The sequence below is a fragment of the Pigmentiphaga sp. CHJ604 genome (assembly GCF_036972535.1).
Taxonomy (GTDB): Bacteria; Pseudomonadota; Gammaproteobacteria; order Burkholderiales; family Burkholderiaceae_B; genus Pigmentiphaga; species Pigmentiphaga daeguensis.
This window is the reverse complement of the sequence record NZ_CP136998.1, coordinates 41,554-63,120: the sequence shown is the minus strand read 5'-3', so window position 1 is coordinate 63,120 and position 21,567 is coordinate 41,554. Positions and strand designations below refer to the sequence as shown.

General features: G+C 68.2%; 20 protein-coding genes. 6 read left to right on the top strand and 14 right to left on the bottom strand.

Annotated features, from left to right (window positions below; genetic code table 11):
- Positions 1 to 69: 69 nt before the first annotated feature.
- Entirely contained in the window at positions 70 to 1,905 is a 1,836-nt protein-coding gene (locus tag R4823_RS00315; RefSeq protein WP_243724604.1) for an ABC transporter ATP-binding protein/permease, read from the top strand.
- 10 nt (positions 1,906 to 1,915) lie between these two features.
- Here R4823_RS00315 and R4823_RS00310 read toward each other — a convergent pair whose 3' ends face one another.
- Positions 1,916 to 2,575: a bifunctional 4-hydroxy-2-oxoglutarate aldolase/2-dehydro-3-deoxy-phosphogluconate aldolase gene (locus R4823_RS00310; RefSeq protein WP_087838978.1), complete on the bottom strand. Its 660-nt coding sequence runs from the start codon at positions 2,573 to 2,575 to the stop codon at positions 1,916 to 1,918.
- A 78-nt stretch (positions 2,576 to 2,653) separates the two neighbouring features.
- Complete coding sequence (locus tag R4823_RS00305; protein ID WP_087838979.1) at positions 2,654 to 3,859, bottom strand: MFS transporter; 1,206 nt, start codon at positions 3,857 to 3,859, stop codon at positions 2,654 to 2,656.
- A 97-nt stretch (positions 3,860 to 3,956) separates the two neighbouring features.
- On the opposite strand from R4823_RS00305, the gene R4823_RS00300 reads away from it, so the two are divergent.
- A complete protein-coding gene (locus R4823_RS00300) occupies positions 3,957 to 4,253 on the top strand; it encodes an acylphosphatase (protein ID WP_087838980.1) in 297 nt (98 codons plus the stop codon).
- On the opposite strand, the gene R4823_RS00295 is transcribed toward R4823_RS00300, so the two are convergent.
- The 4 genes from R4823_RS00295 to R4823_RS00280 all read right to left on the bottom strand — a co-directional run bounded on the left by R4823_RS00295 (position 4,254) and on the right by R4823_RS00280 (position 9,664).
- The gene (locus R4823_RS00295) at positions 4,254 to 5,726 is read right to left on the bottom strand and encodes an aldehyde dehydrogenase family protein (protein ID WP_087838981.1); all 1,473 of its coding nucleotides are present in this window, start codon (positions 5,724 to 5,726) and stop codon (positions 4,254 to 4,256) included.
- A gap of 27 nt (positions 5,727 to 5,753) precedes the next feature.
- Positions 5,754 to 7,544, bottom strand: coding sequence for a thiamine pyrophosphate-binding protein (locus R4823_RS00290; protein ID WP_132980256.1), 1,791 nt, complete (start codon positions 7,542 to 7,544; stop codon positions 5,754 to 5,756).
- 39 nt (positions 7,545 to 7,583) lie between these two features.
- Positions 7,584 to 8,558 (bottom strand): tripartite tricarboxylate transporter substrate binding protein, encoded by a 975-nt coding sequence (locus tag R4823_RS00285; RefSeq protein ID WP_087838983.1) that lies wholly within the window; start codon positions 8,556 to 8,558, stop codon positions 7,584 to 7,586.
- A 311-nt stretch (positions 8,559 to 8,869) separates the two neighbouring features.
- A complete protein-coding gene (locus tag R4823_RS00280; RefSeq protein ID WP_087838984.1) occupies positions 8,870 to 9,664 on the bottom strand; it encodes an enoyl-CoA hydratase-related protein in 795 nt (264 codons plus the stop codon).
- A gap of 191 nt (positions 9,665 to 9,855) precedes the next feature.
- Between R4823_RS00280 and R4823_RS00275 the strand changes: the two genes are divergently transcribed.
- The 4 genes from R4823_RS00275 to R4823_RS00260 all read left to right on the top strand — a co-directional run bounded on the left by R4823_RS00275 (position 9,856) and on the right by R4823_RS00260 (position 15,045).
- Positions 9,856 to 10,683 (top strand): DUF3014 domain-containing protein, encoded by an 828-nt coding sequence (locus tag R4823_RS00275; RefSeq protein ID WP_132980255.1) that lies wholly within the window; start codon positions 9,856 to 9,858, stop codon positions 10,681 to 10,683.
- Between the two features lie 257 nt (positions 10,684 to 10,940).
- Positions 10,941 to 11,447, top strand: coding sequence for a (2Fe-2S)-binding protein (locus R4823_RS00270; RefSeq protein WP_087838986.1), 507 nt, complete (start codon positions 10,941 to 10,943; stop codon positions 11,445 to 11,447).
- Entirely contained in the window at positions 11,444 to 13,717 is a 2,274-nt protein-coding gene (locus R4823_RS00265) for a molybdopterin cofactor-binding domain-containing protein (protein WP_338617017.1), read from the top strand. Before R4823_RS00270 ends, R4823_RS00265 begins: the two co-directional genes overlap by 4 nt.
- Entirely contained in the window at positions 13,717 to 15,045 is a 1,329-nt protein-coding gene (locus R4823_RS00260) for a cytochrome c (RefSeq protein ID WP_279820106.1), read from the top strand. Before R4823_RS00265 ends, R4823_RS00260 begins: the two co-directional genes overlap by 1 nt.
- A 42-nt stretch (positions 15,046 to 15,087) precedes the next feature.
- On the opposite strand, the gene R4823_RS00255 is transcribed toward R4823_RS00260, so the two are convergent.
- The 8 genes from R4823_RS00255 to R4823_RS00220 all read right to left on the bottom strand — a co-directional run bounded on the left by R4823_RS00255 (position 15,088) and on the right by R4823_RS00220 (position 21,563).
- Positions 15,088 to 15,699, bottom strand: a complete 612-nt coding sequence (locus R4823_RS00255) for a hypothetical protein (RefSeq protein WP_279820109.1) — start codon at positions 15,697 to 15,699, stop codon at positions 15,088 to 15,090.
- An 11-nt stretch (positions 15,700 to 15,710) separates the two neighbouring features.
- Positions 15,711 to 16,211 carry a hypothetical protein gene (locus tag R4823_RS00250; protein WP_132980253.1) on the bottom strand — a complete coding sequence of 167 codons (501 nt, stop codon included), beginning with the start codon at positions 16,209 to 16,211 and terminating at the stop codon, positions 15,711 to 15,713.
- 162 nt (positions 16,212 to 16,373) lie between these two features.
- Complete coding sequence (locus tag R4823_RS00245) at positions 16,374 to 17,465, bottom strand: aromatic ring-hydroxylating dioxygenase subunit alpha (protein ID WP_132980252.1); 1,092 nt, start codon at positions 17,463 to 17,465, stop codon at positions 16,374 to 16,376.
- Between the two features lie 201 nt (positions 17,466 to 17,666).
- Positions 17,667 to 18,653 (bottom strand): tripartite tricarboxylate transporter substrate binding protein, encoded by a 987-nt coding sequence (locus tag R4823_RS00240; RefSeq protein ID WP_165963257.1) that lies wholly within the window; start codon positions 18,651 to 18,653, stop codon positions 17,667 to 17,669.
- A gap of 49 nt (positions 18,654 to 18,702) precedes the next feature.
- Positions 18,703 to 19,278, bottom strand: a complete 576-nt coding sequence (locus tag R4823_RS00235) for an NAD(P)H-dependent oxidoreductase (RefSeq protein ID WP_132980251.1) — start codon at positions 19,276 to 19,278, stop codon at positions 18,703 to 18,705.
- A gap of 35 nt (positions 19,279 to 19,313) precedes the next feature.
- The gene (locus tag R4823_RS00230; RefSeq protein WP_132980250.1) at positions 19,314 to 19,835 is read right to left on the bottom strand and encodes a DUF664 domain-containing protein; all 522 of its coding nucleotides are present in this window, start codon (positions 19,833 to 19,835) and stop codon (positions 19,314 to 19,316) included.
- Between the two features lie 20 nt (positions 19,836 to 19,855).
- Positions 19,856 to 20,920 (bottom strand): ABC transporter substrate-binding protein, encoded by a 1,065-nt coding sequence (locus tag R4823_RS00225; protein WP_176400735.1) that lies wholly within the window; start codon positions 20,918 to 20,920, stop codon positions 19,856 to 19,858.
- Between the two features lie 31 nt (positions 20,921 to 20,951).
- Positions 20,952 to 21,563 (bottom strand): nuclear transport factor 2 family protein, encoded by a 612-nt coding sequence (locus R4823_RS00220; RefSeq protein WP_165963255.1) that lies wholly within the window; start codon positions 21,561 to 21,563, stop codon positions 20,952 to 20,954.
- Between the last annotated feature and the right edge of the window lie 4 nt (positions 21,564 to 21,567).

Genomic DNA, 21,567 nt, shown 5'->3' with positions numbered 1-21,567 from the left:
CATGGGGTAAACGAGCCTGGATATCCGAACAGGCGTATCGTTGCCAACATTGCTTCCTGGAAACACGCTTTGAACACACCTGCTCCTGCGCGCCGCCCCGGCGGCGGCCTGGCCACCCTGCGCACCCTGCTCCCCTACCTGTGGCCGGCCCACGCGCCCCGGCTGCGCCTGCGCATCGTGGCCGCCCTGGCACTGCTGGTCGCCGCCAAGGTCGCCAACGTCTACGTCCCCATCTTCTACAAGTCGGCGGTGGACGCCCTGGGCGGCACGGCGGCCGCCGCGCTGGCCATCCCGGTGGGGATGATCCTGGCCTACGGCGGCGCCCGCGTCCTGTCGCTGGTGTTCTCGGAACTGCGCGACGCGGTGTTCGCGCGCGTGGCGCAGAACGCCATCCGCGTCGTCGGCCTGCAGGTGTTCCGCCACCTGCACGGGCTGGCGCTGCGCTTCCACCTGGCCCGCCAGACCGGCGGGCTCACGCGTTCCATCGAGCGCGGCACGCGGGCGATCAGCACGCTGCTGTCCTACATGCTGTTCAACGTGCTGCCCACGCTGTTCGAGATCGGGCTGGTCACCGTGATCCTGTGGCACATGTTCGACGCCTGGTTCGCGCTGGCGACCCTGGTCACGGTGGTGCTGTACATCGCCTACACGCTGCTCGTCACCGAATGGCGCACGAAGTTCCGGCGCCAGATGAACGAGACCGACTCCGAGGCCAACACCAAGGCCATCGACAGCCTGCTCAACTACGAGACCGTGAAGTACTTCGGCAACGAGGAACACGAGGCGCGGCGCTACGACCACGCGCTGGGCCGCTACGAGCGCGCGGCGGTCAAGAGCCAGGTCAGCCTGTCGCTGCTGAACATCGGCCAGGCCGCGATCATCTCGGTCGGCCTGACCGTGGTGATGTGGATGGCGGCGCGCGGCATCGTCGCCGGCCGCCTGAGCATCGGCGACTTCGTGCTGGTCAACGCCTACCTGCTACAGCTCTACCAGCCGCTGAACTTCTTCGGCTTCGTCTACCGCGAGATCAAGCAATCGCTGATCGACATGGACCGCATGTTCGAGCTGCTGTCGGAAGACCGCGAGATCGCCGACGAGCCCGGCGCGCCCGACCTGCGCGTGGACGGCGCCACCGTCGAGTTCCGCCACGTGGTGTTCGGCTATGATCCGCGGCGCCTGATCCTGAAGGACGTCAGCTTCACCATACCCGCGGGCAGGACGGTGGCCGTGGTGGGCTCGTCGGGCGCGGGCAAGTCCACCCTGAGCCGGCTGCTGTTCCGCTTCTACGACGTCAGCGGCGGCGCGATCCTGATAGACGGCCAGGACATCCGCAAGATCAGCCAGTCCAGCCTGCGCGCGGCCATCGGCATCGTGCCGCAGGACACCGTGCTGTTCAACGACACCATCTACTACAACATCGCCTACGGGCGCCCGGGCGCGACCCAGACCGAGATCGAGGAAGCCGCGCGCCTGGCCCACATCCACGATTTCATCCTGGCCATGCCCGACGGCTACCAGACCGTGGTGGGCGAACGCGGACTGAAGCTCTCCGGCGGCGAGAAGCAGCGCGTGGCGATCGCCCGCACCATCCTGAAGCGGCCGGCGGTGCTGGTATTCGACGAGGCCACCAGCGCGCTGGACACGCACACCGAACGCGAGATCCAGGGCAACCTGCGCGAGGTCAGCCGCGGACGCACCACGCTGACCATCGCCCACCGCCTGTCCACCATCATCGACGCCGACGAGATCATCGTGCTGGACGGCGGCCGGGTGGTGGAGCGCGGCCGCCATCACCAGTTGTTGACGCTGGACGGGGCCTATGCGGCCATGTGGCGCCGGCAGCAGGAAAGCACCGCGGGCGGCGACGAGCTCAAGCCCTACCAGGCCGCGGAGCAGGCCACCTGATTCGATCCGGTCAGGCGGCCGCGGCGTCCTGGAGCGTGGCCTGGAGCGACGCCACCAGCGCCTCGGTGTCGCGCGCGGCCAGCCGCGCCTTGTCGAACAGGTTGCTGCCCATGCCGACGATATCGGCGCCGGCGCGGTAATAGGCGGACATGTTCTCGCGCGTCACGCCCCCGGTCGGGCAGAACAGCGTGTCGGGGAAGACCGCCTTCACCGCCGCCAGGTGGCCCGGGCCGCCGGTGCCGGCGGGAAAGATCTTCACCACGTCGGCGCCGGCCGCCTTCGCCGCCAGGATCTCGGTGGGCGTGAACGCGCCCAGCATGCTCAGGGCGCCCGCCGCGCCCGCCAGTTCCACCAGCGCCGGCACGACGCCCGGCGCGACCAGGAAATCGGCGCCCGCTTCCAGGGCCGAGCGGGCCTGCTCGGCATCCAGCACGGTGCCCACGCCTATCAGCACGTCCGCGTGGCCGGCCCGTTCGGCCTCGGTCCGCAGCGATCGCAGGACATCCAGCACGCCGGGAATGGTCCAGGTCAGCTCGATGCCCCGGCAGCCGGCGCGCAAAGCCACCTGCGCGGCGTAAAGGGCGGTCTCGGCGTCCTGGTAGCGCAGGACGGGGATCAGCCGCGCGGCCCGCAGCACGGCCCAGCGCTGCTGGGGGATGGAATCGGCCATGTTCGTCGTCCGGGAAGAATCCGACACAGGCTAGCATGGCGCGCGGCGCGCGCCTGTAAGGGGCGGCAACACGCGCCGCTAGCGGGCGGACGGGGATACGGCCCTGGATGCGCGCGGCCGCAGGGTCCAGGCCGCCGCGGCGGCCAGCGCGGCCACGGCGCCGCCGATCGACACGCCATGCCAGCCGGCATGCGCGTATAGCCAGGCCGATGCCAGCGAGCCCAGCGAGCCGCCGATGAAGTAGCTCGTCATGTAGGCCGCCGTCAGGCGGCCGCGCGCCTCGGGGCGGATGCGATAGATGGCGTTCTGGTTGCTGATGTGCGAGGCCTGCGCGCCCAGGTCCATCAGGATCACGCCGACCACCAGCAGCGCCACGGAATACTGGCCGAGCACGATGGGCAGCCACGACACCAGCAGCACCGCCAGGCCGAAGCGCGTGGCGGTCTCGCCCCTGCCGCGGTCGGCCAGCCGCCCCACCCGGGCGGCCGCCAGCGCGCCGGCCGCGCCCGCCAGGCCGAACAGGCCGATGGTGAAGGTGGAATAGCCGAACGGCGGCGCCGACAGCAGGAAGGCCAGCGACGTCCAGAACATGGCGAAGCTGGAAAAGGTCAGGGCGCCGAGCAGGGCACGGGTGCGCAACACCGGCTCCTGGGCGAACAGCGCCGCGATCGATGCGATCAGCCGGGGATACGGCATGCCGGCCGCCTGCGCCGGATGGTGCGGCAGCGAGCGGCGCAGGATGAAGGCCAGCGCGGCCATCAGGAGCGCGGCGATCCCGTAGACCAGGCGCCAGTTGCCCAGCGCCGCCACCAGTCCCGCGAAGGTGCGCGCCAGCAGGATGCCCAGCAGCAGGCCGCTCATCAGCGTGCCCACCACCCTGCCGCGTTCGTTCGGCGCCGCCAGCGTGGCGCCGAAGGGCACCAGCACCTGGGCGACCACCGAGAACAGCCCGGCCACGGTCGTGCCGGCCAGCAGGACCGGCAGGTTGCCGGCCAGCGCGCTGGCGCACAGCCCGCCGGCGGCCAGCAGCGTCATCACGAAGATCAGGTTGCGCCGGTCCAGCAGATCGCCCAGCGGGACCAGCAGGAACAGTCCCACCGCGTAGCTGACCTGGGCCGCCGTCACGATGGAGCCGGCCTCGGGCACGGACAGGCCGAGGTCGCCGGCGATCACGTGCAGCAACGGCTGGGCATAGTAATTGGCCGCCACGGTCAAGCCGGTGGCGATGGACATCAGCCAGACGAGGCCGGGACTCAGGGAAGGGGAAGAAGCGGATGCGGTCATGACGACATTATTCCGCACGAAGCCTTATCTGATCCAACGCCGGCGGGCACGTTTTCCGCTGGTAGACTCGATTCCCCAGCCATTTTCGAATCGATCCATGCAAGAACTCGACAGCACCGCCCCCCTGGAAACCGTACTCGTCCGCGTGACCGGCAGGGTCCAGGGCGTCGGCTATCGCCTGGCCACGGTCCGGCGCGCCCACCTGGTAGGCGTGGGCGGCTGGGTGCGCAACAATGACGACGGCTCGGTCGAGGCGCTGGTGCAGGGCACGCCCGACCAGGTCGACCAGATGCTCGAATGGATGCGCCAGGGCCCGCCCCAGGCGCGCGTGGACGACCTGGCGAGCGAGCGCCAGTTCATCGACCGGCGGTTCGCCCGCTTCGAGCAGCAATGATCAGCCCAGCTTGACGTTCACGTTCTTGGTGTAGGTGAACTCCAGCAATTCGGCGAAGCATTCCTCGCGGCCGATGCCCGACTGCTTGACGCCGCCGAAGGGCGCGCCCAGGAAATGCTGGCTGGTGTTGTTGATCCACACATAGCCCGTCGTCATGCGCCGTGCGGCCCGGTGTGCCGTGTCCAGGTCGCGGGTCCAGATCGATCCCGTCAGCCCGAAATCGACGCCGTTCACCTGCTCGAACAGCGCATCCTCGTCGCGCCACTTGAAGACCGACAGGATGGGACCGAAGACTTCCTCGCGCGCCAGCCGCATGTGCGGCTGCACGTCGGCGAACACCGTCGGCTCGAAGAAGAACCCTTGCGCCAGCGCGGGGTCGGCGGGCCGCTTGCCACCGCTCACCAGCCGCGCCCCTTCCTCCAGGGCGGAAGCGACGAAGCCCTCGACCTTCTGCAATTGCGCCCGGCTGACCAGCGCCCCCATGGTGGTGGCCGGGTCGATGGGGATGCCGGGCTTGTGGCGCTCGGGCAGCAGGCGGGCCACGGCCTCGAGCACGCGGTCGTGGATGGACTCGTGCAGGAAGACCCTGCTGGTGGAGCCGCAACTCTGGCCCGACCAGGTGAAGTTCATGCCGCCGATGATGCCCTGCACCAGCTTGTCGAGATCGGCATCCGGATAGGCGATCAGCGCGTTCTTGCCGCCCAGCTCCAGCAGCACGGGCTTCAAGTCGCGGGCCGCCGTCTCCATGACCGCCTTGCCGGTCGGCACGCCGCCGATCAGCGTGACCTTGCGCACCAGCGGATGCCGCGACATGGCGTCGCCGCATTCGCGGCCGCCGCACAGGAAGTTCACCACGCCCGGCGGGAAGATGTCGCCCACCAGCTCGGCCAGCCGGATGATGGACAGCGGCGCCTGGTCGGGCGCCTTGACCACCACCGTGTTGCCCGCGGCCAGCGGCGCCGCGATGCGCAGCGCCGCGAACATCAGCGGATGGTTGTAGGCGACGATGCGGGCGATCACGCCCATGGGCTCGCGCACGGTGTAGTTCAGGTTGCCGTCGCCCATGGGTATCGTCTCGCCCTTGACCTCGGCGGCCAGGCCGGCGAAGTACTCCAGGCCGTCGGCGGCGAAACCGGCATCGTTCAACAGGGCGGAGACGGGATTCCCGTTGTTCAGCGAATCGAGCTGCGCCAGCGGCAGCGCGTGTTCGCGCAGGACGGCGGCGGCGCGGCGCAGGTAGTCGGCCCGGCGCGCGGGCGGCAGGCTGGCCCAGGCCGGAAACGCGGCCTGGGCCGCGCGCACGGCGGCGTCCACGTCGTCCGCGCCCGCCACCGGAGCCTGGGTGATGGCTTCGTCATAGGCGGGATTGATGGTGTCGGCATACAGGCCGGAGGCCGGTTCGTGCCAGGCGCCGCCGTAGTACAGGCTGCGCCGGGTGGGAAGTATGCCCGGGGGGATCTCGTGAGCACGCATGGAAGACTCTCTTGAAAAAAGCGGAAGCTAGTGGCTGGAACGGGTCAGGCCCGCGGTCATGGCGGGGTTGTAGCCGGGCTGGACGATGGCATCGACGACCACGATGCCGCCCTGCCTGACCGTCGCGACGGCCTCGGCCAGGACGCGCTCGAGCTCGTCCGCGCGCCGGACCGGCCCGATGCCGATCAGCCCCTGTGCCCGCGCGATCGCCGCCAGGTCGGGGGCGGGCTCGTCGATCCGCTGTCCTACCCAGCGGTTCTCGACCGGCCGGCCGCGCTGGCGCGCCACGCGTTCCTGGTGGACCTCGTCGTTGAAGAACGAGCGGTTGTTGCAGACGATCATCAACATGGGGATGCCGGCATGGGCGGCCGTCCACAGCGCGTTCACGCCCATCATGTAGTCGCCGTCGCCGATCAGCGCTACCGGCAGGCGATCGCCGCCCTTGAGCGCCAGCGCCGATCCGATCGCCATGCCGGGGCCCGAGCCCACGCCGCCGCCGCCGTCGTAGCCGACGAAATCCAGCGGATGCCGGAAGTCCCAGAACTCGCCGCTCCAGCTGAGCGGCAGGCGCGTCAGGCACGTCGGCGCATCGCCCAGCACCTTGCGCAACACGGCGGCCACGGTGGGCACGGTCATGGGCGCGGCCGGGTCTCCGGGTATTTCGGGGCGCCGCACCGGCGCCGCCGCAGGCGCCTGCTCGCGGCGCGGCGTCACGTGTTCGTTCAGCAGCGCGACCGCGGGTTCGGGTTCGGACAACAGGAAGAGATCGACCGGCGGCAGGCCCTGGTGGTCCATGCTCCAGCCGTTGTGGCTGTAGTGGTCCACCGACACCTGGATGACGCGGCTGCCCACCGGGTCGGCGCCCCAGGCCTGCTTGAGCGTACCCGCCAGGTCCAGCCAGTCCAGGCTCAGCACCACGTCGGCCTCGCGCAGCACCTTCTGCGCCTCGGGATGCAGGAACATGCCGCTGGGCGCTGCATGCAGCGGATGATCGGTGGGGAAGGCGGCGCCCACCTTCAGGTCGGTCAGCACCTGCGCCCGCAGGGTCTCGGCTAGGCGCACGCGCGCGGCCCAGCCTTCCTCGGAGCGCGACACCCGTCCGGCCAGGATGACGGGGCGCTTCGCCTGCGACAGCCAGGCCGCGGCCTGCCGCACCTGCTCGTCCGCCGGCCGGGCGGGCGGCGGCGGCAGGTAGCGGGCGGGATCGGGCAGCGGGATGTCCTCGTCGCAGCGCGCCTCCTGCACCGCCGCATCCAGACAGACGTATACCGGGCCGTGCGGCGCCGTGGTCGCGATCTGGCGGGCGCGCAGCAGGGCTTCCAGCGCGGCGGGCACGGACGCGGGCTGGGCGTCCCACTTGACGAAGTGCCGCACCAGGGCGCCCTGGTCCTGCGCGGTATGGATCCAGTCTATCCACGGCCGGCGCTTGGCCGCATCCACCGGCCCGGTCGCACCCAGGATGATCACCGGCGCGCGGTCCACCCAGGCATCGTAGATGGCCATGGACCCGTGCATCAGGCCCACGTTCGCATGCAGCGCAGCGCCCAGCGGCTTGCCGGTCACCTTGGCATAGCCGTGCGCGATGGCGACCGCGTGCTCTTCGTGCAGCACCACGATCATCTGCGGCTGGCGGTTGCCCAGGTGGTTGACCAGGCTGTCGTGCAGGCCGCGATAGCTCGACCCCGGGTTCAGGATCAGATAGGGAATGTCCAGCTCGCGCAGCAGGTCGGCGATCCTGTCGCTGCCCCATGCCACGCCGTCGTGTTCCCACGGCTGGGGTTCATCGCGTCGCACCAGCGATTCGGTGGAGGACTTCATGGTGTTTCCTGTGTATGAAGAAAAAGGCGGAGAGAAGATTCAATCGACGCGGATGTTGGCGCGCTTGATGACCTCGGCCCAGCGCTTGCGGTCGTCGCGCATCATCCGGTCCAGCTCGGCCGGCGTGCTGGTGGCGGCCTGTATGCCCTGCTCGGCCAGCTTGGCCTGCACCGCCGGCATCTTCAGCGCGCGGTTCAGCTCGGCGTTCAGCTTCTGCACGATATCGGGCGGCGTGCCGGCGGGCGCGATCAACCCGATCCAGATGTCGCTCGCGAAATTCGGCACCTTCTCGGCAATGGTGGGCACCTCGGGCAGCGTCTGCAGCCGCTGCGCACCCGTCACGCCCAGCGCCCTGAGGCGGCCGTTCTGGATGTAGGGCAACGCGGAATTGATGGGGCAGAACATGACGTCCACCGTGCCCGCCAGCACGTCCACCAGCGCCGGGTTCGAGCCCTTGTAGGGCACGTGGGTCATCTGGGTGGAAGTCAGCGACTGGAAGATCTCGGCCGACATGTGCTGCGGGCTGCCTGAACCGGCCGACGCATAGGTCAGCTTGCCTGGCTCGGCCTTGGCCATGGCAATCAGTTCCTCGATCGAACCGGCCTTCGACTGGCTGGGCACGACCAGCGTCATGGGCAGCGTGGCCATCAGGCCGATTCCCATCAGGTCCTTCTGCACGTCGAAGGGCAGCTTGGGATACAGCGCGGGGTTGACGGCCACGGTCTGGTTGGGCGCGATTCCCAGCGTATAGCCGTCGGGCCTGGCCTTGGCCACCTGGTCGGTGCCTATGTTGCCGGCGGCGCCAGGCTTGTTCTCCACCACGAAGGGCTGGCCGAGCGTCTTCGACATTTCCTCGCCCAGCACGCGGGCCAGCACGTCGTTCGAGCCGCCCGGCGGCAGCGGCACGATGATGCGTATGGGCTTGCTGGGATAGTCCTGGGCGGACGCGGCGGCGGCCGCGCAACAACCGATGAGCGCCGCGGCGAACGCCGCGCGATAGGGATGTTTCATCATGTCTCCTCGCTGTGGTCCGCGCCGCGCGAGGCGAGAGGCGTCACGCAGCGGGCCGTTTCGTTGGCGGGGCCATGATAGGGACTGGCATCCGGGCGTTCAATCTTGAATGTTGAATCAATTCACTCAACCTTGAATGATGATTCAATGTTCGAAACCGAGGCGACGCGCTCGGGACGGCGCGGACGACGGCGCGGGTCGTCACGGGCCGGGACGAAAGAGAAGGGAAGAGAAGGGATGAAAAGACGGCCGGCGAATCGGCCGGGCGGAAAGCGGAGCCGCCGCGGCCCGAGCGGCCACGGCGGCGGCGGGAATCAGCGTCCCTTGAACACCGGGGCGCGCTTCTCGATGAAGGCGCGCATGCCTTCCTTCTGGTCCTGGCTGTCGAACAGCCGCTCGAAGGCGCGGCGCTCGATGGCCAGCCCGGCTTCCAGGCTGGCGTCCGCTCCCAGCCGCACGGCATCGCGGATGGCGCGCACCGCCAGCGGCGGCATGGCGCAGATCTGGCGCGCGATGGCCAGGGCGCGTTCGAGCGCGGTGCCGTCGGGCACGAGTTCGCTGACCATGTTGGAGTGATAGGCCGTCCTGGCCGGGATGCGATCGCCCGTCAGCGACCACAGCAGCGTCTTGTACTTGCCCGCCGAGCGCAGCAGGCGCTGCGTGCCGCCGCCGCCGGGAATGATGCCGACCTTGATCTCGGGCTGGCCGAAGCTCGCGCCCTCGGCCGCGATGATGATGTCGCAGGCCAGCGCCAGCTCGCATCCGCCTCCCAGCGCGAAACCCTCGACCGCCGCGATGACCGGCTTGCCCAGCCCGCGCAGCACGTGGAATACCTGGTCGCCGCCCTGCAGGGCGTGGTCCGTGGGCTGCATGGTGGACATCTCGACGATGTCCGAGCCCGCGACGAAATAGCCGCCGGCGCCGGTCAGCACGATGCAGCCGATGGCCGGGTCCTGCTCGAACTCGCGCAGGTAGCGCACCAGCGTGGCCTTGACCTCGGCATTCAGGGCATTCTTCCGCTCGGGGCGGTCGATCACGATGACGCCGACGTTGTCGTGACGCTCTTGGCGCACCGGCGCCTTGTTCTGTTGGGCTTGACTGTCAGACATGGGGAATCCAGTGGAGTTGGGGGAAAGGCGGTTGCAGGCTGCGATCTTCGAGAATACACAAAAATGGCGGCGTGGCTTCCGTGCCTTTTCCGCACGCGGGGATGCCGATGCGGCAACTACCCCGTACCGGCCTGTGAACCCTTCCGCGCGGCTGGTACAGTGTTTCCGGACTCAATCGACATAGGCACGCCATGAACCGACTGTCTTCCCTCGTCGTGGTGCTGGCCCTGGCAGCCATCGGCACCGGCCTTTACCTGTGGCTGCGGCCACAGCCAGAGCCGCCGACGTCTGTGGCGGAGTCTCCTCCGGCGGCCGCGGAATCCGCCGAACCGCCCGCGCCGCCGCCGCCCGAGCCGGAGATCCAGCACCCCATCGAACCGCCCCCCGCCGCCGAGACGGCCGAGCCGCCGGCCGCGCCCGACATCACCGTGGCCATGACCGGCCTCCTGGGCCGGGATGCCGTGCTGTCTTTCTTCAACCTGGATCATTTCATCCAGCGCGCGGTGGCCACGGTGGACAATCTCGCCCGCCCGCACGCGCCCCCGCGGGTCTGGCCGCTCAACCCCACGCAGGGCCGCTTCGCCGTCGAGGGCGCGGCGCCCGGCGAACGCATCGCCGCCGCCAACTACAACCGCTACCGGCCCTTCGTGGCCGCCGTCACGGCCGTCGGCACCGACAAGGCGGCCGCGCTCTACAAGCAGCTCTATCCCCAGTTCCAGAAGGCCTACGAGGACCTGGGCTATCCGCGCGGCTACTTCAACGACCGCCTGGTGGCCGTGATCGACACGCTGCTGGCCACGCCCGATCCGGCCGAGCCCGTGGCCGTGAACCTGCCCGAGGTGAAAGGCCCCAAGGAACTCCAGCGTCCGTGGGTAAGTTACGAATACTCCGACCCCGCCCTGGAATCGCTTACCTCGGGGCAGAAGATCCTGCTGCGCATGGGCCCGGACAACCGGCGCGCGCTCAAGGCCAAGCTGGCGGACTTCCGGCGCCACGTCACGCAATCGATGACGCGCTGAGGCCGGTGCGAGCCGGGCGGTCAAGGCGCGGTCCCGCTCCTTGCTGCCATTAATTACCGGCCACTCGGTTTGCATTTACGTCCAGATCAGTGTAAACCCTAGGTTTTTCCAGCGACGCCGTCCGCGCGAGACGGCCCTCCGGCAACAAGTCGACACACCTATGTGTCCTCGCCAGCCCATGGTCCAGCTAGGGTAATGGTGGCTCCGCATCGCGTTGCGAGCCGGCCGGTTGAACGCCACCAACACAGGAAACGAACATGGCATCGTTAAAACTCCAGGTGAACGGCGGAGAGCATTCCGTCGAAGCCGACAAGGACACCCCGCTGCTCTACATCCTGCGCAATGATCTGGCCTTGAACGGACCGAAATTCGGCTGTGGACTGGGCGAATGCGGCGCCTGTACGGTGCTGATCGACGGCAAGGCCGCGCGCTCATGCCTGATCCCCGCTGGCAGCGTGCAGGGCAACCCCATCGTCACCCTGGAGGGCCTGGCCAAGGGCGACGCCCTCGATCCCGTGCAGCAGGCGTTCATCGAAGAAAACGCCGCCCAGTGCGGCTACTGCATCAACGGCATGATCATGGCCGCGCGGGCGCTGCTGGACCGCAATCCGCGCCCCACGGTGGACGAGATCAAGCAGGCGCTGGCCTACAACCTGTGCCGCTGCGGCACCCACATCGAGATCATCAAGGCGGTGCAGCGGGCCGCCGAACTGCAAGGCAAGGCCGCGCCCATGACGGCCGCCATGGCGGAGGGCGCGCAATGAAGACGACTTCGCACGCCCCGCGCCTCTCGCGCCGCCAGTTCCTGGCGGCCACCGGCAGCCTCGCGGTCACTTTCACGTTCCCCGCCCTGGTCAAGCGCGGCATGGCCGCCGCCGGCCCGGCCACCGATGCCGGCTCGCAACTGGTGGACAAGACCCTCGTCTCGGCCTATGTGCAACTGATGGCCGACGGCACCGTCCGCGCCTGCAACGGCCACGTCGACCTGGGCACCGGCATCCGCACGGCGTTCATGCAGATCGTGGCCGAAGAACTGGACGTCGGCATGAGCCAGGTCACCATGGTGCTGGGCGACACCGACGCGACGCCCAACCAGGGTCCCACCATCGCCAGCAACTCGGTACAGGCGTCGGCCGTGCCCATGCGCAAGGCCGCGGCGCAGATCCGGCAATTCCTGCTGGAAGAGGCGGCGCGCCGCCACGACGTGCCGGTCTCCTCGCTCGTCACCCGCAACGGCCAGGTACTGCGCGCCAGCGGCGAGCGCCTGGCCTCCTACGGCGAACTGATCGAGAACAAGACACTGTCGGTGCCGCTGGCGGCCGACGTTCCGCTCAAGCCGGTCTCGGAATACACCATCGTCGGCAGCCCCGTGCCGCGCGTCGACATTCCCGCCAAGGTCGCCGGCAAGCTGACCTACGTCCACGACGTGCGCCTGCCGGGCATGCTGCACGCGCGCATCGTGCGGCCGCCCTACCTGGGCCGCGACTCGGGCGGCATGGTGGCTACCAGCCTGGAATCGGTGGACGAGTCCTCGGTGGCCAAGGTGAAGTCCCTGGTGAAAGTCGTCGTCATCAAGGACTTCGTGGCTGTCGTCGCGCGCCGCGAGGAAGACGCCATCCTGGCCTCGCGCCTGCTGAAGGTGAAATGGAAGGCGCCGCCGGCGCTGGGCTCCATGGCCTCGCTCACCGACGCGCTCGCCTCCCAGCCTTCCAAGCAGCGCCCCCTGGCCAGGAAGGGCGACCCGGACAAGGCTCTGGCATCGGCCAGGAACACGGTGAAGGCGACCTACGTGTGGCCCTACCAGATGCACGGCTCCATCGGCCCGTCCTGCGGCGTGGCCGACTGGAAGGACCAGAAGCTGACTGTCTGGAGCGGCAGCCAGAACCCCCATAACCTGCACAGCGACATCGCCAAGATGCTCGACATCCCGGAAGACCGCATCCGCGTCGTGCGGATGGAGGCCTCGGGCTGCTACGGCCGCAACTGCGCCGACGACGCTTCGGCCGATGCCGCGGTGCTGGCGCGCGAGCTGGGCCAGCCGGTGCGCGTGCAATACATGCGCGAGGAAGAGCACGCCTGGGAGCCCAAGGGTACGGCCCAGACCATGGACGTGCACGGCGGCATCGCCGGCTCCGATTCGCTGGTCTACCGCTTCGGCACCCGCTATCCCTCCAACGGCGCGCCGCTGCTGGCTTCGCTGCTGATGGGCAAAGAGAAGGCCGAGGCCACGGTGTTCGAGATGGGCGACCGCACCGCCATCCCGCAGTACCGCGCCTCGGACCTGGACATCGTGGCGCTGGACATGGCGCCTATCGTGCGCGCGTCGTGGATGCGCGGCGTGGCCGCGCTGCCCAACGTTTTCGCCCACGAATCCTTCATGGACGAGCTCGCGGCCAAGGAGAGCGCCGACCCGGTCGAGTTCCGCCTGCGCTTCATGGAGGACCCGCGCCCCATCGCGCTGCTCAAGGCCGTGGCCGAGAAGGCCGGCTGGCAGCCGCGCAAGGCGCCGGCCGAGCGCCCGACCAAAGGCGTCGTCAAGGGCCGCGGCGTCTCCCAGCACCAGTACGTGCACGGCACCTTCCCCGGCGTGGGCGCCTCGTGGTGCGCCTGGGTGGCCGACGTCGAGGTCGACCTGGACACCGGCAAGGTACGGGTGACCCGCGTCGTGGCGGGCCAGGACTGTGGCCTGATGATCAATCCCGACGGCGTGCGCCACCAGGTGCAAGGCAACGTCATCCAGACCGTCAGCCGCACGCTGAAGGAAAGCGTGAGCTTCGACCAGAACGGCGTCTCCAGCCTGGAATGGGGCGCCTATCCCATCCTCAAGTTCACCGAGCTGCCCGAGGTCGACGTGGTACTGATGCCGCCCAACGGCAATCCGCCGTTGGGCTCCGGCGAATCGGCGTCCGTTCCCGGTCCCGCCGCCATCGCCAACGCGATCTTCGACGCCACCGGCCTGCGCCTGCGTGAAGCGCCCTTCACGCCCGAACGCGTGCGGGCCGCCCTTGCCGCCGCCAACAAGGAGACCAAATAATGAGCCGCGCCGCCAAGTGGTTGCTGACCATCGTGATCCTGCTGGTCGTCGTCGCGGCCGGCGCAGCGCTGATCGCGCATGAGCCGGAGATCCCCACCGCGACGGTGGATACCAGGCAATTCCCCGAAGAACAAGTCCGGCGCGGCCAGGAAGTCGCAGCCGCCGGCATGTGCGTCGTCTGCCATACCGCGCCGGGCGGGCAGGCCAACGCCGGCGGGTTCCACATGGAGACGCCCTTCGGCGTCATCGTCTCGACCAACATCACGCCCGATACCGAGACCGGCATAGGCGGATGGTCGTTCGAGGCCTTCGAGCGGGCCATGCGACGCGGCATCGCCCGCGACGGCACGCACCTCTACCCGGCCTTCCCGTACACCTCGTTCACCAAGATGAGCGACGAGGACATGCATGACTTGTACGCCTACATGATGAGCCAGCCGCCGGTCCGCAACCAGCCGCAGGAAACCCATCTGCCGTTCCCCTTCAACCAGCGCATGCTGATGGCCGGGTGGAACCTGCTGTTCCTGGACCGCGATCCGGTCGCCAAGGTGGCCTCGGAATCGGAAGCCTGGAACCGCGGCCAGTACCTGGCGGTCGCGCTGGGCCACTGCAGCGCCTGCCATACGCCCCGCAACGCGCTGGGCGCCGAAAAAAGCGGAAAGGACCACCTGGGCGGCGGCCAAGCCGAAGGCTGGATCGCCCCGGCGCTCAATGGGTCCTCCAAGGCGCCGATACCGTGGACCGAACAGGCCCTGTTCGACTACCTGCGCGCCGGCTACTCGGACCAGCATGGCGCGGCCGGCGCATCCATGACCCCGGTGGTACGCGTCGGCACCTCGCAGATCGCCGAGTCCGACACCCGTGCGCTGGCCACCTACATCGCCAGCCAGATGGCCGGGGCCGGCCAGGGCAAGACCGGCCCCACGCCGCCGCAGCGCGAGGCGGCGGCGCAGGCCGCCGTGGCCACCACCGACACGCTGGGCGCCCGCATCTACGCCAACGCGTGCGCGGCCTGCCACCATCCCGGTCCCGGCGGACCCGACCTGTTCGGCGCCCAGCCGCCGCTGTGGCTGGCCACCTCGCTGAACCTGGACCAGCCCGACAACGTGATCCGCTACGTCCTGAACGGCACCCAGCACGATGCGGGCAACCCGCGGGGCGGCCACATGCCGGGCTATGCGTATGCGCTGAACGATGCGCAGGTCGCGGCGGTGGTGCAGTTCATGCGCGAGTCCTTCACCGGCCAGCCGGCCTGGAATGGCGTGCAGGATGCGGTCAGGCGGATCCGGGGCGAGTATCCGCTGGCGTTGCAGGGGAGGGAGCAATAACGGGGAACGGGGCGCTTCTGGAGAAGCACCCCGTCGTTCGCTTCACGAATGACCGTACAACTGCAATGAGATCTCGCCAAGCGCGGCGGGCGGCATGGAGTAACGCTGGCCCACACCTCCATAGCCTATGGGCTTGGTTTGGGTAGGCTGTCCGGGCGTAACAATGACATAGCGGGTCTTTGCCGGTACCAGCACCCGGGTCTGGAGCCCGAAAGAGCCCGAGGCAAGCGGCCCCCGATAATCTGAATAATCCGCGACAGCGCGACCGACGATCTGGAAGGCTTCATCTAGGAAAATGAAATCGGGCACCACGGCCGTCGCCATCGGCAAATAAGTCGTAGAACCATATGTAGTGACAATCAAGGAAGAGGGGTCGACTGCTGACGGAATACGAACGCCGCCAACATGACGCGGCTTACCTTCGATCACATACGTAGGCGATGACGGAGCAAAAGCGATATCCACCTTCCCACCGAATGGCAACTCCGAATAGGCGATCTCCTGAGCCCGGGCGCAGCAACTCGAGACCGGCGGGGCGTAATCCTGTACCAATGGATGAGAGGTACAACCTGCCGCCATGATCGCGAACGCCGTGCAGGCGATCGACTTGAAACCAGGAAACGGCAGCGGGAAAACTCTATTCACAGTATTCACGGGCGGCTCCGTCACTTGGATGCCGGAGCATCTGCTGCCAGCTTGTTTCCCTGCTCATCCTGAAGCCAGACAAGCTGCTGACTCTCATTGAGCGCTCCTGTCACCAGATAATTCTTGTTCGGCTCCGGAGTGAAGGTAAGAACGGATTCCGCCGTGTACAGCGTAGTCGCATTGGCCATGGCTTGAAGGGGTGCGCCGTAGGCGACCCGTGCCTGCAGCTTGAGAGTCATCGGGCGAACCGGGACCTCTCTGGCAAAGGGAACGGGGCTCAGCGCAAAGCCAGCGCCACTGTTCGCCACCCGAGTGGTTTGAAGCGCATTATCCACCCGCTTTCCGTCGATTTCGGCCACATAAAAAAACTGGCCTCGATTCTTTGTTTCCGAAACGGCGTTGTCCTTGATTGTGGCAATCGGACCGCCATACCCCTCCGGTATCAAAACAGAAGTCGTCGCACATCCTGACAACAGCATCGCGATGGCGCCAGTTGCCACCCATCTCCCGCTATCTTTCATTCCCCCTCCCTGCGTCGAGTAATCGGTCTCTCTTATTAGAGTAGAGTAGTGGCTCGAACTATACCTCGCGCAGGGGAGATCCTGGCGAGGCGCCAGCCGCCATAGATAGGCGCAAAAAAACCCGGCATGTCTATGCCGGGTCGTGATTCAATACACTACCCTTCAACCCGCCGCGGCCGCCTGCGCCGTTGCCGCTTCGGCGGACGCCGCGATGCGGCTGGCCCGTTCGGCGGCTTCCGCGGCCAGCAGGCGATCCAGCACGACGCGCGACTGCACGCCGCCGGCATCGATATTGAGCTTCAGGATCTTGCGGCCCGGGTTCTCGGTCAGGTTGCGCTGCTGCGCTTCCAGCATGTCCAGGTCCTCGCCGAAGATCTTGCCCTGGCCTTCCCGGATAGTGGCCGTGAGCTGTTCGTCGTTGGGCTTGAAGTTGCGCGCCATGCCCCAGAAGTACCAGATCGAGGTCTCGGTCTCGGGGGTGATGAAATCGACCACGATGCTCGAGGCCTTGAACTCGGCCGGCGCGTTGTAGCCGCCCTTGCCGGCATGCGCCACGCCCACTTCGATCAGCACGTGGCTGGGCGGCGTGAAGCGGCAGATCTGCCAGCGGTCGCACAGGACGTCGTCGGCCAACCCGTTGCCGCGCAGCGCCGCGGCCCAGAACGGGGGCGGCTTGATGTTTTCCATGTGGCGGCTGGTCACGACCTCGTCGCCGATGGTCTTGGTGGACGGGGCCGATTCCTCGATCTCGGCCTGGCCGATGCTGCTGGCGTGGACGTAGGTCTCATGGGTGAGGTCCATGAGGTTGTCGATCATGAGGCGATAGTCGCAATGGATGTGGTACAGGCCGCCACCGTAGGCCCAGTCGGGGCTCTCGGCCCATTCCAGGTGGTGGATCTTGGCGGGATCGGCCAGCTCGGCGTCGCCCGGCCACACCCAGATGAAGCCGTAGCGTTCCACGGCGGGGTAGCTGCGGATGCTGGGGAAGGCGCGCACGCGCTGCCCGACCATGCCGGCGCAGGTGCCGTCCGGGTTCATGCGCAGGCCGTGGTAGCCGCAGACCAGTTCGCCCTTGTCGATGAAACCCAGCGACAGCGGCGCGCCGCGATGGGGGCAGAAGTCTTCCAGCGCGGACACCTTGCCGTCCTGGCCCCGGTAGAAGACCATGCGTTCGCCGCAGATCTGGCGGCCCAGCGGTTTTTCGGCGATTTCATCGGGGGTACAGGCGACGTACCAGGTGTTCTTCAGAAACATGGTCTTCCTCCAGGAGCCCGGCCCGTGGCAGCGGCTAGGCGCATGCGAGGAACGGAGCATCATCAAATCTGTATACAGGTTGATTTTGCTCCCGAATCAAAACAAGGGAAATAGCGGGAAAACCCTAGGATTTTTGCCCCTTATCTCTGATCATCGCCTTTTTCTGTGGAAAATCTGTATACAGGTTTGCACATCCCCTCACTATTGCTCCAGCGTGATTCCCCGCTTGCGGATCACGTCCCCCCAGCGCTTCAGGTCGCCGGCCGTCAGGGCCGCCATGTCGGCCTTGCCACCCTCCATCGGCTCGACGCCTATCTCGCGCAGGCGTGCCTGGACGTCTGGGCTCTTGACGATCGCCTGCAAGGCCGCCGACAACCGGTCGACGGTAGCGGCAGGCGTCCCCGCCGGCACGACCACGCCCTGCCAGGCATAGGCCACGATGTCGCCCGCCCCGGCCTCGGCCAGGGTCGGGATCTCGGGCAGCGAGGGCAGACGGGACGCCTCGGCCACGCCCAGCGCGCGCAGCTTGCCCGCCTGGACCTGCCGCATGCCGGTGGGCACGCCTATGAAAGAGACGCCGATATGGCCGCCCAGCAGATCCTGGGTCAGCGGCGCGGTGCCCTTGTAGGGGACGTGCAGCAGCGGCGCGCCGGTCATCTCCTTGAATAGCTCGCCGGCCAGGTGCTGCGGACTGCCCAGGCCGGGCGAGGCATACCCCATGGATCCGCCCGCCGCCTTGGCCAGGCGCACCAGCGATGCGACCGAGTCGGCCGGCACCACCTGCGGATTCACCACCAGCAACAACGGAAACTTGCCGTACAGGGCCACCGGCGCGAAGTCGCGCGATGGGTCATAGGGCAGTTTCTTGTAGAGCAGGGGGTTGAAGACGACCGTGCCGTTGTCGACCGAGAACAGCGTGTAGCCGTCCGGCGCGGACTTGGCCGCCGTTTCCGCCGCGACGATGGTGGCCGCGCCCGGATGATTCTCGACGATGACGGGCTGCCCCAGCTTCTCGGCCAGCCTGGCCGCCAGTATCCGCACCGCGTTGTCGCTGCCCCCGCCGGCCGGATAGCCGACGATCCACCGCAAGGGCTTGGCGGGAAAGCCCTGCGCATGGACACCCGCGGTAGCCAGGCCCACCATCGCCATGCCCCCGATCCGCAGCAACCGCTTCATCAATCCGAACATCGCCATTCTCCGGTTGGAACGATATGGACGCAGGACGGCCGTCCGCCCGTCAGGGCTGGGTCCGCCCGCGCCGCACGAACTGCACGAACGCCTGCAGGGCGGCCATCTGCCGGCCCAGGATCTCCCGGGTCGGGGCGTCGGCCAGCGCGCCGGCCGCATCGAACTTGCCCGGCGCCATGCCGATGAAGACCTCGGGCTTGTTCAGCACCAGGGCGTCCAGGAAGACCATGATCTTGCGCAGGTCGTACTGTGACCGCGCACCGCCCAGCGGCCCCTGGGTGGCGCTGAGGATGGCGACCGGCTTGCCGGCGAAGGGCTGGTCGTCGCCGCGGGAAATCCAGTCGATCGCATTCTTCAGGACGCCGGACACCGAGAAGTTGTATTCCGGGCTGGCGATCAGCACGGCATCCGCGCCGCGCACGGCCTCCCGCACTTTCCGGACGGCAGTGGGCATTCCTTCGGCCAGGACGTCGGCGTCGAACATGGGAAAGCCCCGGATGTCGAGCACCGACAGCTCCATGCCGGCCGGCATGAGACTGCCGGCGGCCTCCAGGGCCAGCCGGTTGTAGGAGGCTTTGCGCAGGCTGCCGCACAGGCCCGCGATGCGTAGGGGGGAAGTGGTCATGGGTCAGGATCGCAAGAGAGGGAAAGAGACCGGCATCAGGCCATGATGGCCGGGTTGAACTCGAAGAACTCGGGCCCGACCACGTCGCTCTGCCGCAGATAGATGTCGATGTTGCCGACGTGGAAGGCGCGGTGGGCGTACATGCCCCACAACAGCCCCATGCCGGACCATTCCCGGCCGACGAAGTGCACCTTCTTGCCGAGCTCGGCTGGCGTATAGCGGCCCAGCGCCTCGAGGTTCTCGTCGTGCAGGGCAAGCGCCGTCGCGCGCAGGTCCCCCTGTTCGAAACGGGCCGCGGCGGCGGGATCGCTCGGCAGGGGAATGACACCACCGGGCTCGCAGGCCGGGATGGCGCGCACCCAGTTGCGCTCGGCCAGCACCGTATGGATCAGCAGGCTGCGCACGGTGATGCGCGACACCCGCGTGCCGAAGCGCGTGCTGGCGTTCTCGATCGGGGCCCAGTCCATCTTGCCGGCGTCCATGCGCGCCACCCAGTCGTCGGAGTAGCGGACCAGCCGGTCGAACAGGGTCAGGAAGCGGGTGAATTCCTCGGGCATGGCGGTCTCCTTGTCTTTGTTCACTGGGACACGGCCGCTTCGCCGGCCAGGATTTCCCGGGCGCGCCGCAGCGGGCCATGGTCGACGAAACGGTCGAAGTCGATGGGCGCGGCCAGGAAGCCATGCCGCAGCAAGTGGTCGTGTTGCACCCGCAGCGCCTCCACCCACTCCGGACGCAGGTCGACCTCGAGCTGGCGGTGGACCTCCTGCGGAAAGGCCGCGTCCACGAGTTCCTCGGGCAGGCCGGTGTCGGCAGCGATGACACGCTTGGCCTCGCGCTCGTTGGCCGCCGCCCAGGCGGCCGCGCGCAGGACCGCGGCCAGGCAGCGCGCCACCAGTTCCGGCTGCTCGGCCAGCAGGTCCTCGCTCACGGTCAGGGCCAGCGGTGCATCGTTGTTCACGCGACCGGCCAGGTCGGGACTGGAGGCCGCGTCGGCGATGGCCACCGCGCCGGTGAACCCCATGACCACGGCGGCAATCGCGCCCTGGCTGTAGAGCGCGTCCACCTCGCCCCGGACCAGCGCGAAGGCTTCCTCGCGCTGGTGGCCCAGCATGCATTGCGCGCCCCACAGCGTGGCCGTCCGGGCGGTGGAGGCCGTCGCTCCGTCCATGAACGTCCGGTTGGTCGAGACCGGCGTCATCGCCACGTCATCCATGGTCATGCCCTCGCGCGCCAGCGCGAGTTCGGTGCCCCGCAGCGACGAGGCCTTCCAGAAATCGATGGAATCGCCGGCGCGTATCGGCAGCGAGACCTTCCTGCCGGCCAGTTCGCGCACCGAGGCGATGCCGCTGTCCGGCATGACCAGCATGGGCTTGATGCTGTCGTTCCACGACAGGCCGATCAGCTTGACCCGGCCGCCGCGCGAGCGGGTCACCAGCGGAGGGCCGTTGCCGCCGTGGCGGAACGAGTTGGGCTGGGAATGGTGGAAATGCGACTGTCTGACCTGGTTGTCGGTGCTGGATGCGAGCGAACGCGCCACGATGCCGTCGCGCGCCAGTTCGGCATCGAGAAAGCCCCGCTCGACGGCGACGCCGAACGCCGTCGGCACCGGGCAGCGGGTGTACCAGAGAGTGGAGGGATTCATCACGCGGGACTCATCGTTCAAGGGGGAATGTTCACTGGCCATCGCGCCGCTCCAGCCATGCCCAGGCCGCGCGCCGCAATTGCTGCTCGGCCTGGCCGCCGCCCACCACCGTCGAGGCGGACACGTCGCGGCCCTTCTTGCGTTGCCGCAGGCGCATGAAGGCCAGCCCGGCATCCGGGGCCGCCAGATCCACCTCGCGCAGCCATGGGGGCGCCTCGCCCTGCGCGGGATCGAGGCGGTCCTTGTCGAAGATCGCCGTCCAGTGCAGGATGCCCCACCTGCCGGCGCGGCGTTCCACCTGGTCGAGGAAACGGCAGTAGCCGGTGTAGTCGAACAGTTGTCCGTCGATGTGCTCGCGGATCAGGATGGCCATGTCGGACTCCAGCAGGGCCCGGTCGCCACGCTGGTCCACGCGGCAGTTCCCGACCCAGTGCTTGCCGTGTTCGCCGGGCTTGCGCGCCGCGTCGCTGGCCGCCAGCAGCGGCACCAGGTCCGCGACCTTGCCGTTGAACCACGAGATGCTGGCGGTCGCCTCGGGGTGGAAGCAGCCGGCCATGCCGGCGAAATCGCCCTGGTCGCGATGGAAGGCCCATCGCTGCCGCAGGCTCCGTATGGCGAGATCGTCGGCGGCGGAAGAAGACATGGCG

Bases quoted from the DNA above. Each gene is read 5' to 3' on its own strand.
- R4823_RS00275 (WP_132980255.1), top strand. From the start codon at position 9,856: ATGAACCGACTGTCTTCCCTCGTCGTGGTGCTGGCCCTGGCAGCCATC.
- R4823_RS00310 (WP_087838978.1), bottom strand. From the start codon at position 2,575: ATGGCCGATTCCATCCCCCAGCAGCGCTGGGCCGTGCTGCGGGCCGCG.
- R4823_RS00230 (WP_132980250.1), bottom strand. From the start codon at position 19,835: ATGCCCGAGGAATTCACCCGCTTCCTGACCCTGTTCGACCGGCTGGTC.
- R4823_RS00285 (WP_087838983.1), bottom strand. From the start codon at position 8,558: ATGATGAAACATCCCTATCGCGCGGCGTTCGCCGCGGCGCTCATCGGT.
- R4823_RS00270 (WP_087838986.1), top strand. From the start codon at position 10,941: ATGGCATCGTTAAAACTCCAGGTGAACGGCGGAGAGCATTCCGTCGAA.
- R4823_RS00250 (WP_132980253.1), bottom strand. From the start codon at position 16,211: ATGAAAGATAGCGGGAGATGGGTGGCAACTGGCGCCATCGCGATGCTG.
- R4823_RS00265 (WP_338617017.1), top strand. From the start codon at position 11,444: ATGAAGACGACTTCGCACGCCCCGCGCCTCTCGCGCCGCCAGTTCCTG.
- R4823_RS00245 (WP_132980252.1), bottom strand. From the start codon at position 17,465: ATGTTTCTGAAGAACACCTGGTACGTCGCCTGTACCCCCGATGAAATC.
- R4823_RS00290 (WP_132980256.1), bottom strand. From the start codon at position 7,544: ATGAAGTCCTCCACCGAATCGCTGGTGCGACGCGATGAACCCCAGCCG.
- R4823_RS00225 (WP_176400735.1), bottom strand. From the start codon at position 20,920: ATGAATCCCTCCACTCTCTGGTACACCCGCTGCCCGGTGCCGACGGCG.
- R4823_RS00280 (WP_087838984.1), bottom strand. From the start codon at position 9,664: ATGTCTGACAGTCAAGCCCAACAGAACAAGGCGCCGGTGCGCCAAGAG.
- R4823_RS00300 (WP_087838980.1), top strand. From the start codon at position 3,957: ATGCAAGAACTCGACAGCACCGCCCCCCTGGAAACCGTACTCGTCCGC.
- R4823_RS00260 (WP_279820106.1), top strand. From the start codon at position 13,717: ATGAGCCGCGCCGCCAAGTGGTTGCTGACCATCGTGATCCTGCTGGTC.
- R4823_RS00220 (WP_165963255.1), bottom strand. From the start codon at position 21,563: ATGTCTTCTTCCGCCGCCGACGATCTCGCCATACGGAGCCTGCGGCAG.
- R4823_RS00235 (WP_132980251.1), bottom strand. From the start codon at position 19,278: ATGACCACTTCCCCCCTACGCATCGCGGGCCTGTGCGGCAGCCTGCGC.
- R4823_RS00240 (WP_165963257.1), bottom strand. From the start codon at position 18,653: ATGTTCGGATTGATGAAGCGGTTGCTGCGGATCGGGGGCATGGCGATG.
- R4823_RS00295 (WP_087838981.1), bottom strand. From the start codon at position 5,726: ATGCGTGCTCACGAGATCCCCCCGGGCATACTTCCCACCCGGCGCAGC.
- R4823_RS00305 (WP_087838979.1), bottom strand. From the start codon at position 3,859: ATGACCGCATCCGCTTCTTCCCCTTCCCTGAGTCCCGGCCTCGTCTGG.